This is a genomic window from Streptomyces anatolicus (assembly GCF_019400875.1).
GTDB classification, from domain to species: domain Bacteria; phylum Actinomycetota; class Actinomycetes; order Streptomycetales; family Streptomycetaceae; genus Streptomyces; species Streptomyces anatolicus.
Genome location: NZ_WMBF01000093.1, coordinates 1 through 18,145, shown reverse-complemented (window position 1 = coordinate 18,145; position 18,145 = coordinate 1). Strand labels below are relative to the sequence as shown.

Below are 18,145 nucleotides of genomic sequence, written 5' to 3'. Positions count from 1 at the left end.
GATACGCCGCCCCCTCACCGCCCTCCGTCGCATGGCCGCCGCCGTCGCGCCGGCGCAGATAGCGCTCGAACTCCCGGGCGATGGCCTCGCCCGAGGCCTCCGGGAGTTCGGCGGTGTCCCGCGCCTCCTCCAGGGACTGGACATACTCGGCGACCTCGCTGTCCTCGGCGGCCAACTGGTCCACACCGAGCTGCCAGGCGCGCGCGTCCTCGGCCAGCTCGCCCAGCGGGATGCGCAGACCGATCAGGTCCTCGAGGCGGTTGAGGAGCGCCAGCGTGGCCTTCGGGTTCGGCGGCTGCGAGACGTAGTGCGGTACGGCGGCCCAGAGGCTGACGGCCGGGACGCCCGCGTGCGTGCACGCCTCCTGGAGAATGCCGACGATGCCCGTCGGACCCTCGTACTTGGTCTCCTCCAGGTCCATCGTGCGCGCCAGGTCCGCGTCGGACGTCACGCCGCTGACCGGGACCGGCCGGGTGTGCGGGGTGTCGCCGAGCAGCGCACCCATGATCACCACCAGCTCGACGCCCAGCTCGTGGGCGAAGCCGAGGATCTCGTTGCAGAACGAGCGCCAGCGCATGGACGGTTCGATCCCGCGGACCAGGACGAGGTCGCGCGGCTTGTCACCGCCGACGCGGACCACCGAGAGCCGGGTCGTCGGCCAGGTGATCTTGCGGACCCCGTCGTCGAGCCAGACGGTCGGGCGGTTGACCTGGAAGTCGTAGTAGTCCTCGGCGTCCAGCGCCGCGAACACCTCGCCCTTCCACTCCTTGTCGAGATGCGCGACCGCGGCGGAGGCGGCGTCACCGGCGTCGTTCCAGCCCTCGAACGCGGCCACCATGACCGGGTCGACCAGCTCGGGTACCCCCTCGAGCTCGATCACCCAGGCCTCCTTCCGACGTTCCCTTGCGTACGCCCCAACCTTACGGCGTCGGCAGGGGCCCTCCGCAGCCCCCTTGCGAGGGGGAGTGCATGATCACTGCCCACGCCCCGCGCCGGGAAACGGGCACGGCGTGCGGCGCGGCCACCGCCCGGTGACAGCCATGGGGTATCTCGCCTAGCCGAAGCGTTCGATCCTGATCCGGTCCACGGGCTGACCGGCCTCGACCAGCAGCCGCGAGGCGTGCTCCGCGAAACCGTTGGAGCCGCAGATGTACGCCTCCCAGCCGCCGTCGGGCCGGCCATCGGCACCCAGGAGGGGCGCCAAGTGCCCGGCGTTCAGACGGCCTTCGGCGCGGGTGAGGACGACGGTGGTCTCCTCGCCGTACTCGTCGGCGTAGATCAGGTCCTCGGGCGTGCGGGCCGAGACGATCAGGCGCAGCGGCAGGGCAAGGCCCGCGAGGCGGTGGTGACGGACCATCGACATCAGCGGCACCACGCCCGACCCGGCGCCGAGCAGCAGCGCGGGACGGTCGCCCGGCCAGGCGAAGAAGCCGGACAGCGGGCCGCGCACCTCGACCGTGTCGCCGACGCGGGCGACGGTGTGCAGATGCCCCGACACCTCGCCGCCGACCACGTGGTCGAGGGTCAGTTCGATCTCACCGCTCCCGTCGGGCGCGGAGGCGATCGAGTAGTGCCGCTGGGCGACATAGCCGTCCGCCGCCGTGAGCCGCAGCATGAGGTGCTGGCCGGGCAGGTGTCCCTGCCAGTCGGGGACCTTGAGCCGGAACGTCGAAGCGGCCGGGGTCTCCCGGCGGATCTCCGTGATCAGCGCGCGCTGCCACAGGGCCGCGGCGCGGTTGTTGACGGCGATCCGGCCGGGCACGGCGAAGCGCGTCGGCGGCACGAAAGCGCCCTCGTCGTCATACGCGGTCTCAGTCACCTGCGTAACGCTCCTCGGCCCACGGGTCGCCCCGGTGGTGGTAGCCGTTCCGCTCCCAGAAGCCGGGCTCGTCGCGGTCCAACAGCCGCAGCCCCGCGACCCATTTGGCGCTCTTCCAGAAGTAACGGTGGGGGACGATCAGCCGGGCCGGGCCGCCGTGCTCGGCGGGCAGCGGCCCGTCCTCGTACTCCCAGACGATCCACGCCTTGCCGCCCGTCACCTCGGAGAGCGGCAGGTTGGCGGTGTAGCCGGTGTGGGAGTACGCGACGACGTGCGTGGCCGCGGGGAGCGGGCGTGCGGCGGCCAGGAACGTGTCCAGGCTCACCCCCCCGAAGCGCACCCCGAACTTGGACCAGCTGGTCACGCAGTGGATGTCGCCGCGGTACTCGGAGGGCGGCAGCGCGTGCGCCTCGTCCCAGCTCCAGGTGCGCGGCGCCGCCACGAGCCCGTCGACGCGGAACGTCCAGTCGGCGGCGGCCAGGTGCGGGGTCACCTCGGCGGACAGGACGGGCCAGCCGTCGCGGGCGTCGTACTGGCCGGGCGGCAGGCGCGGGTCGCGGTCGGCGGCGCGGGCGCGGCCGGTGAAGCCGCGGGTGGGCTCGAAGGCCTCGGCGGCCTCGTGGGCCTGGGCCCCGTCGGCCGTCGTGCGGGATTCGGAGGTCATGCGGTGCTCGTCAGGTCGGGGGTGGTCGCCGCGTCCCGCAGGGCACGCAGGACAGCCGGTTCATCCAGCGTACGCAGGACGCGCCCGCGCATCAGGACGCGTCCGTCGACGACGGTGTCCCGCACGTCACCGGCCGAGGCGGCGTACGCGAGCGTCGACCACGGGTCGTGCCGGGGCGCCAGATGCGGCCGGTCCAGGTCGAGGACGATCAGGTCCGCCCGCTTTCCCGCCTCCAGCGAGCCCAGTTGGCCCTCGAGGCCGAGCGCCCGCGCCGACTCGATCGTCGCCATCCGCACGGCCTGCTCGGCGCCGACGGCCGTGGGGTCGCCGCCCGCCTTGTGCACCAGCGCGGCGACCTTCACCGCGCCGAGCAGGTCAAGTGTGTTGGAGCTCACGGCGCCGTCCGTGCCGAGGCCCACCGTGACGCCCGCCTCCAGCAGGTCGGGCACGCGCGCGATGCCGCAGCCCAGCTTCAGATTCGACACCGGGCAGTGCGCGACGGCCGTGCCCGTGCGGGCCAGCGTCGCGATCTCCGCGTCGGTGAGGTCGACGGCGTGCGCCAGCAGCGTGTAGGGGCCGAGCACGCCGAGCGAGTCGAGCAGCTCCACCGGGCGCATGCCGTACCGCTCGGTGACCATCGCCACCTCGCCCGCGTTCTCGGCGGCGTGGAGGTGCAGCAGGGCGCCGTGCTCGCGGGCGAGCGCGGCGATCTCCGTCAGCTGCCCGGGGTCCAGGGTGTACGCGGAGTGCGCGAAGACGACGGGGCGGGTGCCGGGCGCGGGGCTGCGGGACTCCAGGTCGGCCGCCGCCCAGGCCCGCCGCTCCCCGTAGGGGCGGCCGTCCGGCGGGCCCGGCACGTCCATGAACGTGGGCCCGGTCAGCAGCCGCCACCCGGCGTCGCGGGCCACGGACTCGGCGGCCTCGTGGAACCAGTACATGTCGAGCGCGGTGGTGACCCCGCCGCGTACGGACTCGGCGATCGCGGCACCGAGTGCGGCCTCCACCGTGGCCGGGGAGAGGATCTCGGCCTCGCGCGGGATCACCCGGTCCAGGAAGCCCTGCAAGGTGACGTCGTCGGCGATGCCGCGCATCAGGTTCATCGCGAGGTGCGTATGCGTGTTGATCAGGCCCGGCAGGACGAGGCAGCCGCGGGCGTCGATCTCCTCGGCCGCCTCGTACGCCGCGCGCAGCCGCTCGGCCGGGCCCACCTCGACGACGCGTCCGGCGCGCACGGCCACCGCGCCGTCCGGCACGACGGTGCCCGCGGCGTCGACGGTCAGCACGTCACCGCCGTGCACCAGCAGATCGATCGGGCCGCCGCGCGCCTGGGCCGGCAGGTCGGTGGTGCGCATGTGTTCCGTACTCCCTGGTCGCCGCTTGGTTCAGTGTTCGGCCGCGGCCAGCAGACGCAGCGCGTCCAAGGCTATCCGGGCGCCCCGGTCGACCCCTTGGGCGACCACGTCGCGGTGCGGGTCGTAGCCGCCGGTCGACAAGGGATCGTCCTCGTCGACCAGTTCGTCGGCGTTCGCGCCGTCCACGACCAGCGCGCCGCCCGCCGTCAGGCCGTGCGTGGAGGCGAAGACGTACAGCGCGGAAAGCTCCATCTCGATCGCGGCGATCCCCGCGGCCGCGTAGGCCTCGCCGGGCAGCGGCAGGAAGCCCGGCTGGAACGCGGCCCGCGTCCACACCACACCCCGGTGGTACGGGGCGCCCGCGTCCCGGGCCGCGCGCTGCAGGGCGATGACCGCCTCGGGGGCGGCGAACGCCGGGTACTCGGCGGGGATCAGCTGCTGGGTCACGCCGTCGTCGCGCACCGCCGCGTCCGCGATGACCAGGTCGCCGTCGCGGATGCCGGGGCGGATCGCGCCCGCCGTGCCGAGCCGCAGGAGGGTGCGGACGCCGGCCTCTGCCAGCTCCTGGAAGAGAAGGACCGCGCCGGGCGCGCCCACGCCGTGCGAGGCGACGACGACCTCGGTGCCCTGCCAGGTGCCGGTGAAGACGCGGTACTCGCGGTGGTACGAGACCTCCTTCGCGTCGGACAGCAGATCGGCGACGACGGCCGCCCGGCCCGGGTCGCCGACCACGACCGCGCGGGCGGGCAGACCGGTGCGGGGGACTCGGGTGATGGGCAGCGCGTCGGTGAGCGACGTCACGAGGAGGCTCCTACCAGGGCTCGGAGTCCGAGCCGACGGCTCGGGGGCAAGGGACGATCAGGGTCACCATACGGTGACCACACCCCTTCTCCCGTGGCCGTAATCGCCCCTCTTCCTTCGGAGTTGAGCCGGGTAGGGCGTGGCGCTCGCCGCGAGGACGCGTAAGGGGCGGCCTCTCAGGAGGCCGCCCCTTACACGCTTCTACCGACTTACACGCTTTTCCCGACGGACCGTCAGGCCTTCTTGCCCAGCAGGTCCTCGACCTTGCCCCGCACCTCGTCCGTGGCCAGGCCGCGGATCGTCAGCGTCGTACGGCGGCGCAGCACGTCGTCCGCCGTCTCGGCCCACTCGTTGTCCCGGGCGTAGACGACCTGCGCCCAGATCTCCGGGGCGTCCGGGTGGACGCGCTCGGCCAGCTCCGGGTTCTCGTTCGCCAGGCGGGCGATGTCGAAGGAGAGCGAGCCGTAGTGCGTCGCCAGGTGCTTGGCGGTGTCGGCGGCCATGCGCGGGCCGGGCGCCGGGCCGTCCACCAGGAGGCGGTGGGCGACGGCGCGCGGGTTGGCGATACCGGGCAGCGGCAGCTTCTTCGGCAGCTCGGAGATCGGCTCGTAGTCGTCGCCCAGCGGGTGGCCCGGCAGCGACTCCAGCTTCTTCATCACCGTACGGCCGATGTGGCGGAACGTGGTCCACTTGCCGCCCGCGACCGACAGCATGCCGCCCCGGCCCTCGGTGACGACCGTCTCGCGCTTGGCCTTCGACGTGTCGCCGGGGCCGCCGGGCAGCACCCGAAGACCCGCGAACGAGTACGTGATCAGATCGCGGGACAGCTGCTGGTCGCGGATGGAGAACGCGGCCTCGTCCAGGATCTGCGCGGTGTCGGACTCGGTGACCTTGACGTCCGCCGGGTCGCCCTCGAACTCCTCGTCGGTGGTGCCGAGCAGGAGCATGTCCTCCCAGGGGAGGGCGAAGGTGATGCGGTACTTGTCGATCGGCGTGGCCAGCGCGGCCTTCCAGGGGGCGGTGCGCTTGAGGACCAGGTGCGCGCCCTTGGAGAGGCGGATGGAGGGAGCCGCGTCCGGGTTCTCCATCTTGCGCAGGTGGTCGACCCACGGTCCGGTGGCGTTGAGCACGAGGCGCGCGTTGACGCCGAACTCGTCGCCGGTCATACGGTCCTTCAGCTCCGCGCCCGTGACCCGGCCCTTGGTGAAGCGCAGGCCGGTGACCTCGGCGTGGTTGAGGACGGCGGCGCCGGCCTCGACGGCCGCGCGGACCGTCATCAGGGCCATGCGGGCGTCGTTCATCTGGTCGTCGCCGTAGACGGCGACGGCCTTCAGGTTGTCGGTCCGCAGCTCCGGCACGTCCTGCGCGGCCTTGGAGGGCGAGAGCAGGTGGCCGACGCCGTCGCCGAACGCGGAGAGCGCGCTGTACGCGAAGACGCCCGCGCCGAGCTTGGCGGCGCCGTGCGGGCCGCCCTTGTAGACCGGCAGGTAGAAGGTGAGCGGGTTCGCCAGGTGGGGGGCGACCTGACGGGAGACCGCGCGACGCTCGAAGTGGTTCTCCGCCACCAGCTTCACCGCGCCGGTCTGCAGGTAGCGCAGACCGCCGTGGAGCAGCTTGGAGGAGGCGGAGGAGGTGGCGCCGGCGAAGTCACCGGCGTCCACCAAGGCCACCCGCAGTCCCGACTGCGCGGCATGCCAGGCGGTGGAGATGCCCAGGATCCCGCCGCCGATCACCAGGAGGTCGTACGTCGCCTTGGAGAGCTGCTCCCGGGTCTCGGCGCGGCTCGGGTTGAGGCCGGCAGCCGGATGCGTCCCGAGGGCAGGGACGCTCTGCAGGGTGGTCATTGTCTTACTCCTCGCCACTCTCATCGAGCCAGCCCATCGACCGCTCAACGGCCTTGAGCCAGCTCTTGTACTCACGGTCGCGGGTGCCCGCGTCCATGTTCGGGGTCCATTCGGCGGCCCGGCGCCAGTTGGCGCGCAGCTCGTCGGTCGAGGACCAGAAGCCGACGGCGAGACCGGCGGCGTAGGCGGCACCGAGGCAGGTCGTCTCGGCCACCATCGGGCGCACCACGGGTGCGTCGAGGAAGTCCGAGAGGGTCTGCATCAGCAGGTTGTTGGAGGTCATGCCGCCGTCGACCTTGAGGGCCGCGAGCTCGACGCCGGAGTCCTTCGTCATGGCGTCGGTGATCTCACGGGTCTGCCAGGCCGTGGCCTCCAGTACGGCGCGCGCGATGTGCGCCTTGGTGACGTACCGGGTGAGACCGGCGATCACACCGCGGGCGTCGGAGCGCCAGTACGGGGCGAACAGACCGGAGAAGGCCGGCACGAAGTAGGCGCCGCCGTTGTCCTCGACCGACGACGCGAGCGTCTCGATCTCGGCGGCGGAGTTGATCAGGCCCATCTGGTCGCGCATCCACTGCACCAGCGAACCGGTGACCGCGATGGAACCCTCCAGGGCGTAGACCGGCTTCTGCTCGCCGATCTGGTAGCCGACCGTGGTCAGCAGGCCCGAGTAGGAGTTGATGGCCTTGTCACCGGTGTTCATCAGCATGAACGTGCCGGTGCCGTAGGTGGACTTGGTCTCGCCCTCCGCGAAGCAGGTCTGGCCGAACAGGGCCGCCTGCTGGTCGCCGAGCGCGGAGGCGACGGGGATGCCGCCGAGCAGGTCGCCGAGGGAGCCGCCGGTGACCTCGCCGTAGACCTCGGCGGAGGAGCGGATCTCGGGCAGCATCTGCTTCGGGACGCCGATGGACTCGCAGATCCGCTCGTCCCACTCCATCTTGTGGAGGTTCATCAGCATGGTGCGGGAGGCGTTGGTGACGTCCGTGACGTGCTTGCCGCCGTTCACTCCGCCCGTGAGGTTCCAGATGACCCAGGAGTCCATGGTGCCGAAGAGGATGTCGCCCGCCTCGGCGCGCTCGCGCAGCCCCTCGACGTTGTCGAGCAGCCAGCGGGCCTTGGGGCCCGCGAAGTAGGAGGCGAGCGGCAGGCCGGTCTCGCGGCGGAAGCGGTCCTTGCCGACGTTGCGTGCCAGCTCCCGGCAGAGCGCGTCGGTGCGGGTGTCCTGCCAGACGATGGCGTTGTGGACCGGCTCGCCGGTGTTCTTGTCCCACAGCAGCGTGGTCTCACGCTGGTTGGTGATGCCGATCGCCTTGATGTCGTCGCGGGTGATGCCGGCCTTGGAGACGGCCCCGGCGACGACCTCCTGGACGTTGGTCCAGATCTCGGTGGCGTCGTGCTCGACCCAGCCCGGCTTCGGGAAGATCTGCTCGTGCTCCTTCTGGTCGACGGAGACGATCCGGCCGTCCTTGTCGAAGACGATGCAGCGGCTAGAGGTGGTGCCCTGGTCGATGGCCGCGATGAAGGGGCCTGCGGTGTGTGCGTCGGTCACGGTGTGCTCCAGAATTTCTTTGCTGACGGCTCTCAAGCGTCTGTGGCGGTCATCCGTCTAAAGCGGTCATCGGTCGCTGTCGCGGGTCTGCTTGAACGGCTACTTGAAAGCGACGTTGTAGAGACCGCCGGCGATGGCGCCGCCGATCAGCGGACCGACGATCGGCACCCAGGCGTACGACCAGTCCGAGCTGCCCTTGTTCGGCAGCGGGAGCAGTGCGTGGACGATGCGGGGACCGAGGTCACGGACGGGGTTGATGGCGTAGCCCGTGGGCCCGCCGAGCGAGAGGCCGATGCCGACCACCACGAGGGAGGTGATCAGCGCGCCCAGCACACCGAGGCCGTTGCCGCCGTCGTTCAGGCCCTGCGTGAGGATGGCGAGGACCAGGACGACCGTGGCGATGATCTCCGTGACCACGTTCTGCACGTAGTTGCGGATCTCGGGGCCGGTGGAGAAGATGCCGAGCACCGGGCCGGCCGAGGGGGCCGCCTTCTGGTCGACCATGCCCTCCACGGCGGGCTGCGCCGCGAGGATCTCGGGGTCGGTCAGATGGGCCTTGAACTGGCCCATGTACGTGACCCACACCAGGACGGCACCGATCATGGCGCCGAGCAGCTGCGAGGCCAGGTAGAGCGGAACGTTGCTCCACTTGGTGCCGCCCTCTATCGCGAGACCGAGCGTGACCGCCGGGTTCAGGTGGGCGCCGGAGACGCCCCCCGCGAGGTAGGCGGCCGTCAGAACGGCGAAGCCCCACCCGAAGGTGATCGCGAGCCAGCCGGCGTCCTTGGCCTTTGAGCGCTTGAGCGTGACGGCGGCACACACGCCGCCACCCAGCAGGATGAGCACGGCGGTACCGATGGTCTCGCCGATGAAGATGTCGGAGCTGGACACCCGCGACTCCTTTGTCCTTCGTCCAGGGGAAGGCGAACCCCGGGTCCCTCCGGTGGTCCGCGACCTCAGGTGAGGTCGTTGCCGGCCCTTGGCCTTGTCACACTCTAACGCTTAATGCCGGTAGGTGTTCGACAATGCCGACCGATGGACGCGAGTCTCGCCCTGGGTTTACTCACCCGTCAAGGGTTCTGTTATTGAAAACACGATCGTTATTGATCGTTCCGCGTTATCGGTCTTCCCGCAGCCCGAGCGGGGGCTGTGCCGCTCAGAACCGCCCGGCGCCCAGGTCGCGGGAGACGGCGCGCGCGCAGTCCCGCACGGCGGCGATCAGCTCGGGGCGCAGCTCCCCGTCCTCGCAGACGCGCTCCACGGCACCGGTGACGCCCACCGCGCCCACCGGCATGCGGCGCCGGTCGTGGATGGGGGCGGCGACGGCGGCGACGCCCTCCCAGGTCTCCTCGACGTCCGAGGCGTACCCACGCGCGCGCGTGAGGTCAAGGACGCCCTCGAACTCCTCGGGGCCGGTCACGGTGCGCGCGGTGAAGGCCTCGCGCTCGACCTCGACGGCTTCGTTGTGGGCGACCGGGTCGTACGCGGAAAGCACCTTGCCGAGCGCCGTGGAGTGCAGCGGCTGCATGGCCCCCACCTCGAGGACCTGGCGGCTGTCGTCGGGCCGGAAGACGTGGTGGACGATGAGGACGCCCTGCTGGTGCAGCACGCCGAGGTGGACGCTCTCGCCGCTGGAGCGGGCCAGGTCGTCGGTCCACACCAGGGCGCGGGCCCGCAGCTCGTGCACGTCCAGATAGCTGTTGCCCAGGCGCAGCAGCTCGGCGCCCAGCTGGTAGCGGCCCGATGTGGGGTCCTGCTCCACGAAGCCCTCCGCCTGGAGGGTGCGCAGGATGCCGTGGGCCGTACCCTTGGCGAGGTCGAGCGCGGAGGCGATCTCCGAGAGGCCGAGCCGTCGCTCGCCACCCGCGAGCAGTCGCAGCATCGCCGCGGCCCTTTCGAGCGACTGGATGTTGCGTGCCATCGCAGCCCCGACCTCCGTCCCCTGACATCACTTGACGTTCGACAATGCTGAACACTATCGGTCGTTGCCGACCTCTAGCTAATGCCCGGACACCCCGTGTTCCCCCCGTCCGCCCCGTGGACGCCTTCACAACGGGACCTTGGTCCCGGCTACCCTGACCGAGTGCGCCCTCCAGCAGAAGGCGCAAAGCCGACAGCCGTCGCACTCCAGGGAGCTCTTTCATGGCCTCGTCGCCAACCCCGTCCTCGCAGCCCACGCCCGTATCGCCCGAGAGCAGGGCCCGAGCCGACGCCCTGCGCGAAGCCCTCGCCACCCGCGTGGTTGTGGCCGACGGCGCCATGGGCACGATGCTCCAGGCGCAGGACCCCACCCTCGAGGACTTCCAGAACCTGGAGGGCTGCAACGAGGTCCTGAACGTCACCCGCCCCGACATCGTGCGCTCCGTGCACGAGGAGTACTTCGCGGTCGGCGTCGACTGCGTCGAGACCAACACCTTCGGCGCGAACTTCGCGGCCCTGAGCGAGTACGACATCCCCGAGCGCAACTTCGAGCTGTCCGAGGCCGGCGCCCGCATCGCCCGCGAGGTCGCCGACGAGTACACGCACAAGACGGGACAGCAGCGCTGGGTCCTCGGCTCCATGGGCCCCGGCACCAAGCTCCCCACCCTCGGCCACGCCCCCTACACCGCCCTGCGCGACGCCTACCAGATCAACGCCGAAGGCATGATCGCCGGCGGCGCCGACGCGCTCCTCGTCGAGACCACCCAGGACCTGCTGCAGACCAAGGCCGCCATCCTCGGCGCCCGCCGCGCCCTGGACGCCACCGGCGCCAACCTCCCGGTGATCTGCTCGGTCACCGTCGAGACCACCGGCACCATGCTGCTCGGCTCCGAGATCGGCGCCGCCCTGACGGCCCTGGAACCCCTCGGCATCGACATGATCGGCCTGAACTGCGCCACCGGCCCCGCCGAGATGAGCGAGCACCTGCGCTATCTGGCCCGCCACTCGCGCGTCCCGATCTCCTGCATGCCCAACGCGGGCCTGCCCGTCCTCGGCAAGAACGGCGCCCACTACCCCCTGACGGCGCCCGAGCTGGCCGACGCCCAGGAGTCCTTCGTACGCGAATACGGCCTCTCCCTGGTCGGCGGCTGCTGCGGCACCACCCCCGAGCACCTGCGCCAGGTCGTCGAGCGGGTGCGCGGCGCGCAGCCCCCGGCCCGCGACCCGCGCCCCGAGCCGGGCGCCGCCTCCCTTTACCAGACCGTGCCGTTCCGCCAGGACACCGCCTACATGGCGATCGGCGAGCGCACCAACGCCAACGGCTCGAAGAAGTTCCGCGAGGCCATGCTCGAAGGCCGCTGGGACGACTGCGTGGAGATGGCCCGCGACCAGATCCGCGAGGGCGCGCACATGCTCGACCTCTGCGTCGACTACGTGGGCCGCGACGGTGTCAAGGACATGGCCGAACTGGCAGGCCGCTTCGCCACCGCCTCCACCCTGCCCATCGTCCTCGACTCCACCGAACTCCCCGTCCTCCAGGCCGGTCTCGAGAAGCTCGGCGGGCGCGCGGTCATCAACTCCGTCAACTACGAGGACGGCGACGGCCCCGAGTCGCGCTTCGCCAAGGTCACCGCGCTCGCCAAGGAGCACGGCGCCGCGCTGATCGCGCTGACCATCGACGAGGAGGGCCAGGCCCGCACCGCCGAGCACAAGGTCGCCATCGCCGAGCGCCTGATCGAGGACCTGACCGGCAACTGGGGCATCCACGAGTCGGACATCCTCATCGACACCCTGACCTTCACCATCTGCACCGGCCAGGAGGAGTCCCGCAAGGACGGCATCGCCACCATCGAGGCGATCCGCGAACTCAAGCGGCGCCGCCCGGAGGTGCAGACCACCCTCGGTCTCTCCAACATCTCCTTCGGCCTCAACCCGGCCGCCCGCGTGCTGCTCAACTCCGTCTTCCTCGACGAGTGCGTCAAGGCGGGCCTGGACTCCGCGATCGTGCACGCCTCCAAGATCCTGCCGATCGCCCGCTTCGACGACGAGCAGGTCAGCACGGCGCTCGACCTCATCTACGACCGTCGCGCCGAGGGCTACGACCCCCTGCAGAAGCTCATGGAGCTGTTCGAGGGCGTCTCGACGAAGTCGATGAAGGCGGGCAAGGCCGAGGAACTGCTCGCCCTGCCGCTGGACGAGCGCCTGAAGCGCCGCATCATCGACGGCGAGAAGAACGGCCTGGAGGCCGACCTCGACGAGGCCCTCCAGGACATGCCCGCCCTGGACATCGTCAACAACGTCCTCCTGGAGGGCATGAAGGTCGTCGGCGAGCTGTTCGGCTCCGGCCAGATGCAGCTGCCGTTCGTCCTGCAGTCCGCCGAGGTCATGAAGACCGCGGTCGCCTACCTCGAACCGCACATGGAGAAGGTCGAGGGCGACGAGGCGGGCAAGGGCACCATCGTGCTCGCCACCGTCCGCGGCGACGTGCACGACATCGGCAAGAACCTCGTCGACATCATCCTGTCCAACAACGGCTACAACGTCGTCAACCTCGGCATCAAGCAGCCCGTCTCCGCGATCCTGGACGCCGCCGAGGAGCACAAGGCCGACGTCATCGGCATGTCCGGCCTCCTCGTCAAGTCCACCGTGATCATGAAGGAGAACCTGGAGGAGCTGAACCAGCGCGGCATGTCCGCCGACTTCCCGGTGATCCTCGGCGGCGCCGCCCTCACCCGGGCCTACGTGGAGCAAGATCTGCACGAGATCTACGAGGGCGAGGTGCGCTACGCCCGCGACGCCTTCGAGGGCCTGCGCCTGATGGACGCCCTCATCGCCGTCAAGCGCGGCGTGCCCGGCGCGACCCTGCCCGAGCTGAAGCAGCGCCGCGTCCCCACCAAGGCCACCACGGCACTCCTGGAGGTCGAAGAGGCCGACGGACCCGCCCGCTCGGACGTCGCCACCGACAACCCCGTGCCCACCCCGCCGTTCTGGGGCACCCGCGTCGTCAAGGGCATCCAGCTCAAGGAGTACGCCTCCTGGCTCGACGAGGGCGCGCTCTTCAAGGGCCAGTGGGGCCTGAAGCAGGCACGCACCGGCGACGGACCCTCGTACGAGGAACTGGTCGAGAGCGAGGGGCGGCCGCGGCTGCGCGGCTGGCTGGACGAGCTGCACACCAAGAACCTGCTGGAAGCCGCCGTCGTGCACGGCTACTTCCCGTGCGTCTCCAAGGGCGACGACCTGATCCTCCTCAACGAGGACGGCTCGGAGCGCACCCGCTTCACCTTCCCGCGCCAGCGCCGCGGCCGCCGCCTGTGCCTCGCGGACTTCTTCCGCCCCGAGGAGTCCGGCGAGACCGATGTCGTCGGACTCCAGGTCGTCACCGTCGGCTCGAGGATCGGCGAGGCCACGGCCAAGCTGTTCGCCGCCGACTCCTACCGCGACTACCTCGAACTCCACGGCCTGTCCGTGCAGTTGGCCGAGGCCCTCGCCGAGTACTGGCACGCCCGCGTCCGCGCCGAGCTGGGCTTCGGCGGCGAGGACCCCGCCGACGTCGAGGACATGTTCGCCCTGAAGTACCGCGGCGCCCGCTTCTCGCTCGGCTATGGCGCCTGCCCCGACCTGGAGGACCGCGCCAAGATCGCCGAACTCCTCCAGCCGGAGCGGATCGGCGTCCACCTCTCCGAGGAGTTCCAGCTCCACCCGGAGCAGTCCACGGACGCGATCGTCATCCACCACCCCGAGGCGAAATATTTCAACGCGCGCTGATCCGGGTCAGTCGTAGACTGGTCGGTCCAACGCAGGCCGGTTGCCTCCTTGTCACAAGCGGGCAGCCGGCCTTCTCGTCCCTCATGGAAGGTGTGGTCGCATGACCAGTACGGTTTCCGCGCTCGGCACCCGAACGGCCGAAGGCTCGGCGCTCCAGGGCGTCCTCCTCGACATGGACGGCACCCTCGTCGACACCGAGGGCTTCTGGTGGGACACCGAGGTCGAGGTCTTCGCCCGGCTCGGCCACACCCTCGACGAGGCCTGGCGCGACGTCGTCGTCGGCGGCCCCATGTCGCGCAGCGCGGCCTTCCTCATCGACTCCACGGGCGCCGACATCACCGTCGACGAACTGACCCTGCTGCTCAACGACGGCTTCGAGGACCGCATCGGCCGCACCCTGCCGATGATGCCGGGCGCCGCGGACCTGCTCTCCGAACTCGCCGCGCACGGCGTCCCGATGGCCCTGGTCTCCGCCTCGCACCGGCGCATCATCGACCGCGTACTCGGCTCGATCGGCGCCCACCACTTCGCACTGACCGTCGCCGGCGACGAGGTGGCCCGCACCAAGCCCCACCCCGACCCCTACCTCCTGGCGGCCGCGGGCATCGGCGCCGACCCCGCGCGATGTGCCGTCATCGAGGACACCGCGACCGGGGTGGCCGCCGCGGAGGCCGCGGGGTGCCGGGTGGTGGCCGTGCCGTCGGTCGCGCCCATCCCGGCGGCGGCGGGGCGCACCGTCGTCCCCTCGCTCGAACACGTCAACCTGCCTTTCCTGCAAGGTCTGATGACTCTCTGACAGTTCCGGGCCGGGCCCGTTCAAGCCTATTCGAAGCTGTGACGTTTCCCACTCCGATGGGGGTCGACAGCGGGTCCGGCGTGTGCAGTGCCGCCTTGAGGGGGCCTTGGCGGCGTGGCGTTTGGTCCCGATTGATGGGAGCGTGCACGAAACCTTCCGGTGTCGGGTTATCGGTGCGTCCACGCCCGGTTTCACTGCGTGATTGCGGTCGCGCTCCCACCCCCTCCGATGCCCCACTGGTGCGGACTAATCTCGTCGCGAGAACATCGCCCTGCCCCGTGCCCCACCAACCCACACCCCGCGTTGCGGGATTCACGGGATCCAAGAGCTCTGGAGAACGTCGAGCATGAACCGCAAGACTCTGGTGCTGCCGGCCGTCATCGGCCTGCTCGCCCCCGCACTCGCCGCGTGCGGCGGGTCGGGCAGCGGAGACGGTGACGACGCCATCGCCGTCGGCACCACGGACGCGTTCGCCATCTCCAAGGAGGTCCCGGCGCCCTTCGACCCGGCGTACGCCTACGACGCCGGCTCCTGGAACCTGCTGCGCCAGACCGTGCAGACGGTCATGGCCATGCCCCGCGGCGGCGGCGACCCGCAGCCCGAGGCCGCCGAGAGCTGCGGCTTCACCGACACGGGCAACGAGCGCTACGCCTGCACCCTGCGCAAGGGCCTGACGTTCTCCGACGGCGAGCCGCTCACCGCCGCCGATGTGAAGTTCTCCATCGAGCGGGTCCGCGACATCAAGATCAAGGACCCCAGCGGTTCGGACGGCCTCGTCGCGAACGTGGAGGAGATCGAGACCCAGGGCGCCCGAGGCATCGTCTTCCACCTCAAGACGCCCGACGCCACGTTCCCGTACAAGCTGGCCACACCCACCGCCGGCATCATCAGCAAGGACCACTACAGCAAGAACAAGCTCCGCGAGGGCTTCGAGGTCTCCGGCTCCGGCCCGTACACCGCCGAGCAGGAGGTCAAGGACAACCGCCTGGTCAAGACGGTGTTCACCAAGAACCCCAAGTACAAGGGCGAGTTCAAACCGCAGAGCGACAAGGTGGAGCTGCGCAACTACGCGGACACCGAGTCCATGGGCAAGGCCCTCGAGGACGGCGACATCGACCTGATGACGCGCACCATGTCGCCCGAGCAGGTCAAGGAGCTGGACGGCACCTCGAACAAGAAGATCGAGCTGGTCGAGATGCAGGGTCTGGAGATCCGCTACCTCGCCTTCAACACCGACGCCCCGTCGGTCAAGAGCAAGGCCGTCCGCCAGGCCATGGCGCAGGTCGTCGACCGCGGCGCGCTGGCCTCCGCGGTGTACGGCTCAACGGCCGACCCGCTCTTCTCACTGGTGCCCTCCACCATCACGGGCCACGCCAACTCGTTCTTCAACAAGTACGGCAACCCCAGCCCGGCCAAGGCCCGTTCGCTGCTCAGCAAGGCGAACATCTCCACGCCGGTGAAGCTCACGCTGCACTACACCACCGACCACTACGGCCCCGGCACCAAGAAGGAGTTCGAGCTGCTGCGCAAGCAGCTGAACGCCTCCGGCCTCTTCGACGTCTCGATCAAGGGCACGCCCTGGAGCACGTTCCGCGCGGCCGAGCGCGACGGCAAGTACGACGTGTACGGCATGGGCTGGTTCCCCGACTTCCCCGACGCCGACAACTTCCTCGCGCCCTTCCTCGACGAGGACAACTTCCTCGGCTCGCCGTACGTCAACCGCGACATCAACGACCAGCTGATCCCCACCTCGCGCCGCGAGGCCGACCGGCTGGCCGCCTCCAAGAGCATCCGCAAGATCCAGGACATCGTGGCCGAGGACGTCCCGGTGCTCCCGCTGTGGCAGGGCAAGCAGTACATCGCCGCGCGCGACGACATCACGGGCGTCGAGTGGGCCCTCAACTCCTCGTCCAACCTCCAGCTGTGGGAACTCGGCCGCGGCGTCAGCGGCTGATTCCCGCGCCCCCCACAGGTCCCAACGAACGACCACAACACCAAAGGCACGTACGTGAAATGTCGTAACCAGTGGCTGGCCCTTCCCCTCACGGGAGGGCTCGCCGCCGCCCTGCTGACCGGCTGCGGATCGGAGTCGGGCGGAGCGGGCGAGACGGGCGACGCGGTCGTGATGGGGATGTCCGACGACGTCCTCGCCACCGACCCGGCATCCGGCTACGACCCCGGGTCGTGGCTCCTGTTCAACAACGTCTTCCAGTCCCTCATGAGCTTCCCCAAGGGCGCCACGGAGCCGGAGCCGGAGGCCGCCAAGAGCTGCGGCTTCACGGACATGGAGGCGAAGGTCTACAAATGCGAGCTGCGTGACGGGCTGAAGTTCAGCAACGGCAACGCCCTCACGTCCAAGGACGTCAAGTTCTCCTTCGACCGCATGCGGAAGATCGGCGACGACGCGGGCCCGGCCATCATGTTCCCGATGCTCGACAGCGTCCGCACCCCGGACGCCAAGACCGTCGTCTTCAAGCTCAAGTACCCCGACGCGACCTTCCCCAGCAAGATCGCCTCGGGCGCGGGCTCCATCGTGGACCACCGCGAGTACGAGATGAACGCGCTGCGCAAGGACGGCGAGGCGGTCGGCTCCGGCCCGTACAAGCTCGACTCCTTCGACAAGGAGCAGGCGAGCTTCTCCGTCAACTCCTCCTACAAGGGCAGCGCCAAGGTCAAGAACGACGGCGTCTCCCTCAAGTTCTTCCACGGCGACCAGAAGGGCCTGAAGAAGGCGCTCCTGGACAACGAGATAGACCTGGCCTACCGAGGCCTCGCCGCCGCCGACATCGCGGACATCGAGCAGGACACCTCCGAGGCCGGCCAGGACGTCGACATCGTCGAGGGCACCAGCGCCGAGGTCCAGCACCTGGTCTTCAACATGAAGGACCCGGTGGCCGGCAAGCTCGGCGTGCGCAAGGCCATCGCGTACCTCCTGGACCGCGACGCGCTGGTGCAGGAGGTCTACAAGGACACGGCCACGCCGCTCTACTCGATCGTCCCCGCGGGCATCGGCGGCCACAACACCGCCTTCTTCGACACCTACGGCGCCCGCCCGCAGCGCGCGAAGGCCGCCGCCGCGCTGCGCTCCTCCGGTGTCGACGGCAAGGTCAAGCTCACGCTCTGGTCCACGCCCTCGCGCTACGGCCCGGCCACGGACCAGGAGCTGAACGCCATCGCCAAGCAGCTCAACGCGTCCGGCCTCTTCGACGCCGACGTGAAGTCCGTGGAGTTCGAGCAGTACGAGAAGGACATCGAGGCCGGCAAGTACGGCGTCTACGTGAAGGGCTGGGTGCCGGACTACCCGGACCCCGACAACTTCACGCAGCCCTTCTTCGGCAAGGGCAACGTCCTCAACAACCACTTCGAGAACGACGAGATCACCGGGAAGATCATCCCCGGCACGGCGACCGAGAGCGACCGCACCAAGACCGACAAGCAGTACTCCGAACTGCAGGACATCGTGGCCGAAGAGCTGCCGATCCTGCCGGTCTGGCAGGCCAAGCAGTACGCGGTCGTCCGCGACAGCGTCTACGGCCTCGAATCCTGCCTGGACGCCTCGACGGTCTTCCGCTTCTGGGAGATCAGCAAGGGCTGACCGCGGGCTGCTCGCGGGCCGACCGCGGGTGACCGTGAAC

General features: G+C 70.3%; 13 protein-coding genes. 4 read left to right on the top strand and 9 right to left on the bottom strand.

All coding sequences use genetic code 11. The features are described from left to right. The 9 genes from GKQ77_RS11860 to GKQ77_RS11820 form a co-directional block, all read right to left on the bottom strand. Positions 1-880: PAC2 family protein (locus GKQ77_RS11860; RefSeq protein WP_219688677.1), on the bottom strand; the 880-nt coding region annotated here is incomplete at its 3' end. A gap of 174 nt (positions 881-1,054) precedes the next feature. Then, on the bottom strand, positions 1,055-1,819 hold the full coding sequence (locus GKQ77_RS11855; RefSeq protein ID WP_219688676.1) for a ferredoxin reductase: 765 nt from the start codon (positions 1,817-1,819) through the stop codon (positions 1,055-1,057). Next, positions 1,812-2,483 carry a sulfite oxidase-like oxidoreductase gene (locus GKQ77_RS11850; RefSeq protein WP_219688675.1) on the bottom strand — a complete coding sequence of 224 codons (672 nt, stop codon included), beginning with the start codon at positions 2,481-2,483 and terminating at the stop codon, positions 1,812-1,814. The genes GKQ77_RS11855 and GKQ77_RS11850 overlap by 8 nt, the downstream gene beginning before the upstream one ends. Beyond that, on the bottom strand, positions 2,480-3,835 hold the full coding sequence (locus GKQ77_RS11845; RefSeq protein ID WP_219688674.1) for an amidohydrolase: 1,356 nt from the start codon (positions 3,833-3,835) through the stop codon (positions 2,480-2,482). Before GKQ77_RS11845 ends, GKQ77_RS11850 begins: the two co-directional genes overlap by 4 nt. Positions 3,836-3,865: 30 nt before the next feature. Continuing rightward, a complete protein-coding gene (locus GKQ77_RS11840) occupies positions 3,866-4,636 on the bottom strand; it encodes a phosphorylase family protein (protein ID WP_219688673.1) in 771 nt (256 codons plus the stop codon). Between the two features lie 233 nt (positions 4,637-4,869). Next, on the bottom strand, positions 4,870-6,480 hold the full coding sequence (locus GKQ77_RS11835) for a glycerol-3-phosphate dehydrogenase/oxidase (protein WP_219688672.1): 1,611 nt from the start codon (positions 6,478-6,480) through the stop codon (positions 4,870-4,872). Between the two features lie 4 nt (positions 6,481-6,484). Continuing rightward, positions 6,485-8,029, bottom strand: a complete 1,545-nt coding sequence (glpK, locus tag GKQ77_RS11830) for a glycerol kinase GlpK (RefSeq protein ID WP_219688671.1) — start codon at positions 8,027-8,029, stop codon at positions 6,485-6,487. A 99-nt stretch (positions 8,030-8,128) separates the two neighbouring features. Beyond that, positions 8,129-8,920 (bottom strand): MIP/aquaporin family protein, encoded by a 792-nt coding sequence (locus GKQ77_RS11825; protein ID WP_219688670.1) that lies wholly within the window; start codon positions 8,918-8,920, stop codon positions 8,129-8,131. A gap of 265 nt (positions 8,921-9,185) precedes the next feature. After that, positions 9,186-9,950 carry an IclR family transcriptional regulator gene (locus GKQ77_RS11820; protein WP_219688669.1) on the bottom strand — a complete coding sequence of 255 codons (765 nt, stop codon included), beginning with the start codon at positions 9,948-9,950 and terminating at the stop codon, positions 9,186-9,188. A gap of 221 nt (positions 9,951-10,171) precedes the next feature. Between GKQ77_RS11820 and metH the strand changes: the two genes are divergently transcribed. The 4 genes from metH to GKQ77_RS11800 all read left to right on the top strand — a co-directional run bounded on the left by metH (position 10,172) and on the right by GKQ77_RS11800 (position 18,105). Continuing rightward, entirely contained in the window at positions 10,172-13,714 is a 3,543-nt protein-coding gene (gene metH / locus GKQ77_RS11815) for a methionine synthase (RefSeq protein WP_219688668.1), read from the top strand. A 100-nt stretch (positions 13,715-13,814) separates the two neighbouring features. Further along, positions 13,815-14,510: an HAD family hydrolase gene (locus GKQ77_RS11810; protein WP_219688667.1), complete on the top strand. Its 696-nt coding sequence runs from the start codon at positions 13,815-13,817 to the stop codon at positions 14,508-14,510. Positions 14,511-14,856: 346 nt separating this feature from the next. Then, a complete protein-coding gene (locus GKQ77_RS11805) occupies positions 14,857-16,464 on the top strand; it encodes an ABC transporter substrate-binding protein (protein WP_219688666.1) in 1,608 nt (535 codons plus the stop codon). Positions 16,465-16,518: 54 nt separating this feature from the next. Then, positions 16,519-18,105 (top strand): ABC transporter substrate-binding protein, encoded by a 1,587-nt coding sequence (locus tag GKQ77_RS11800; RefSeq protein ID WP_219688665.1) that lies wholly within the window; start codon positions 16,519-16,521, stop codon positions 18,103-18,105. Positions 18,106-18,145: the final 40 nt, after the last annotated feature.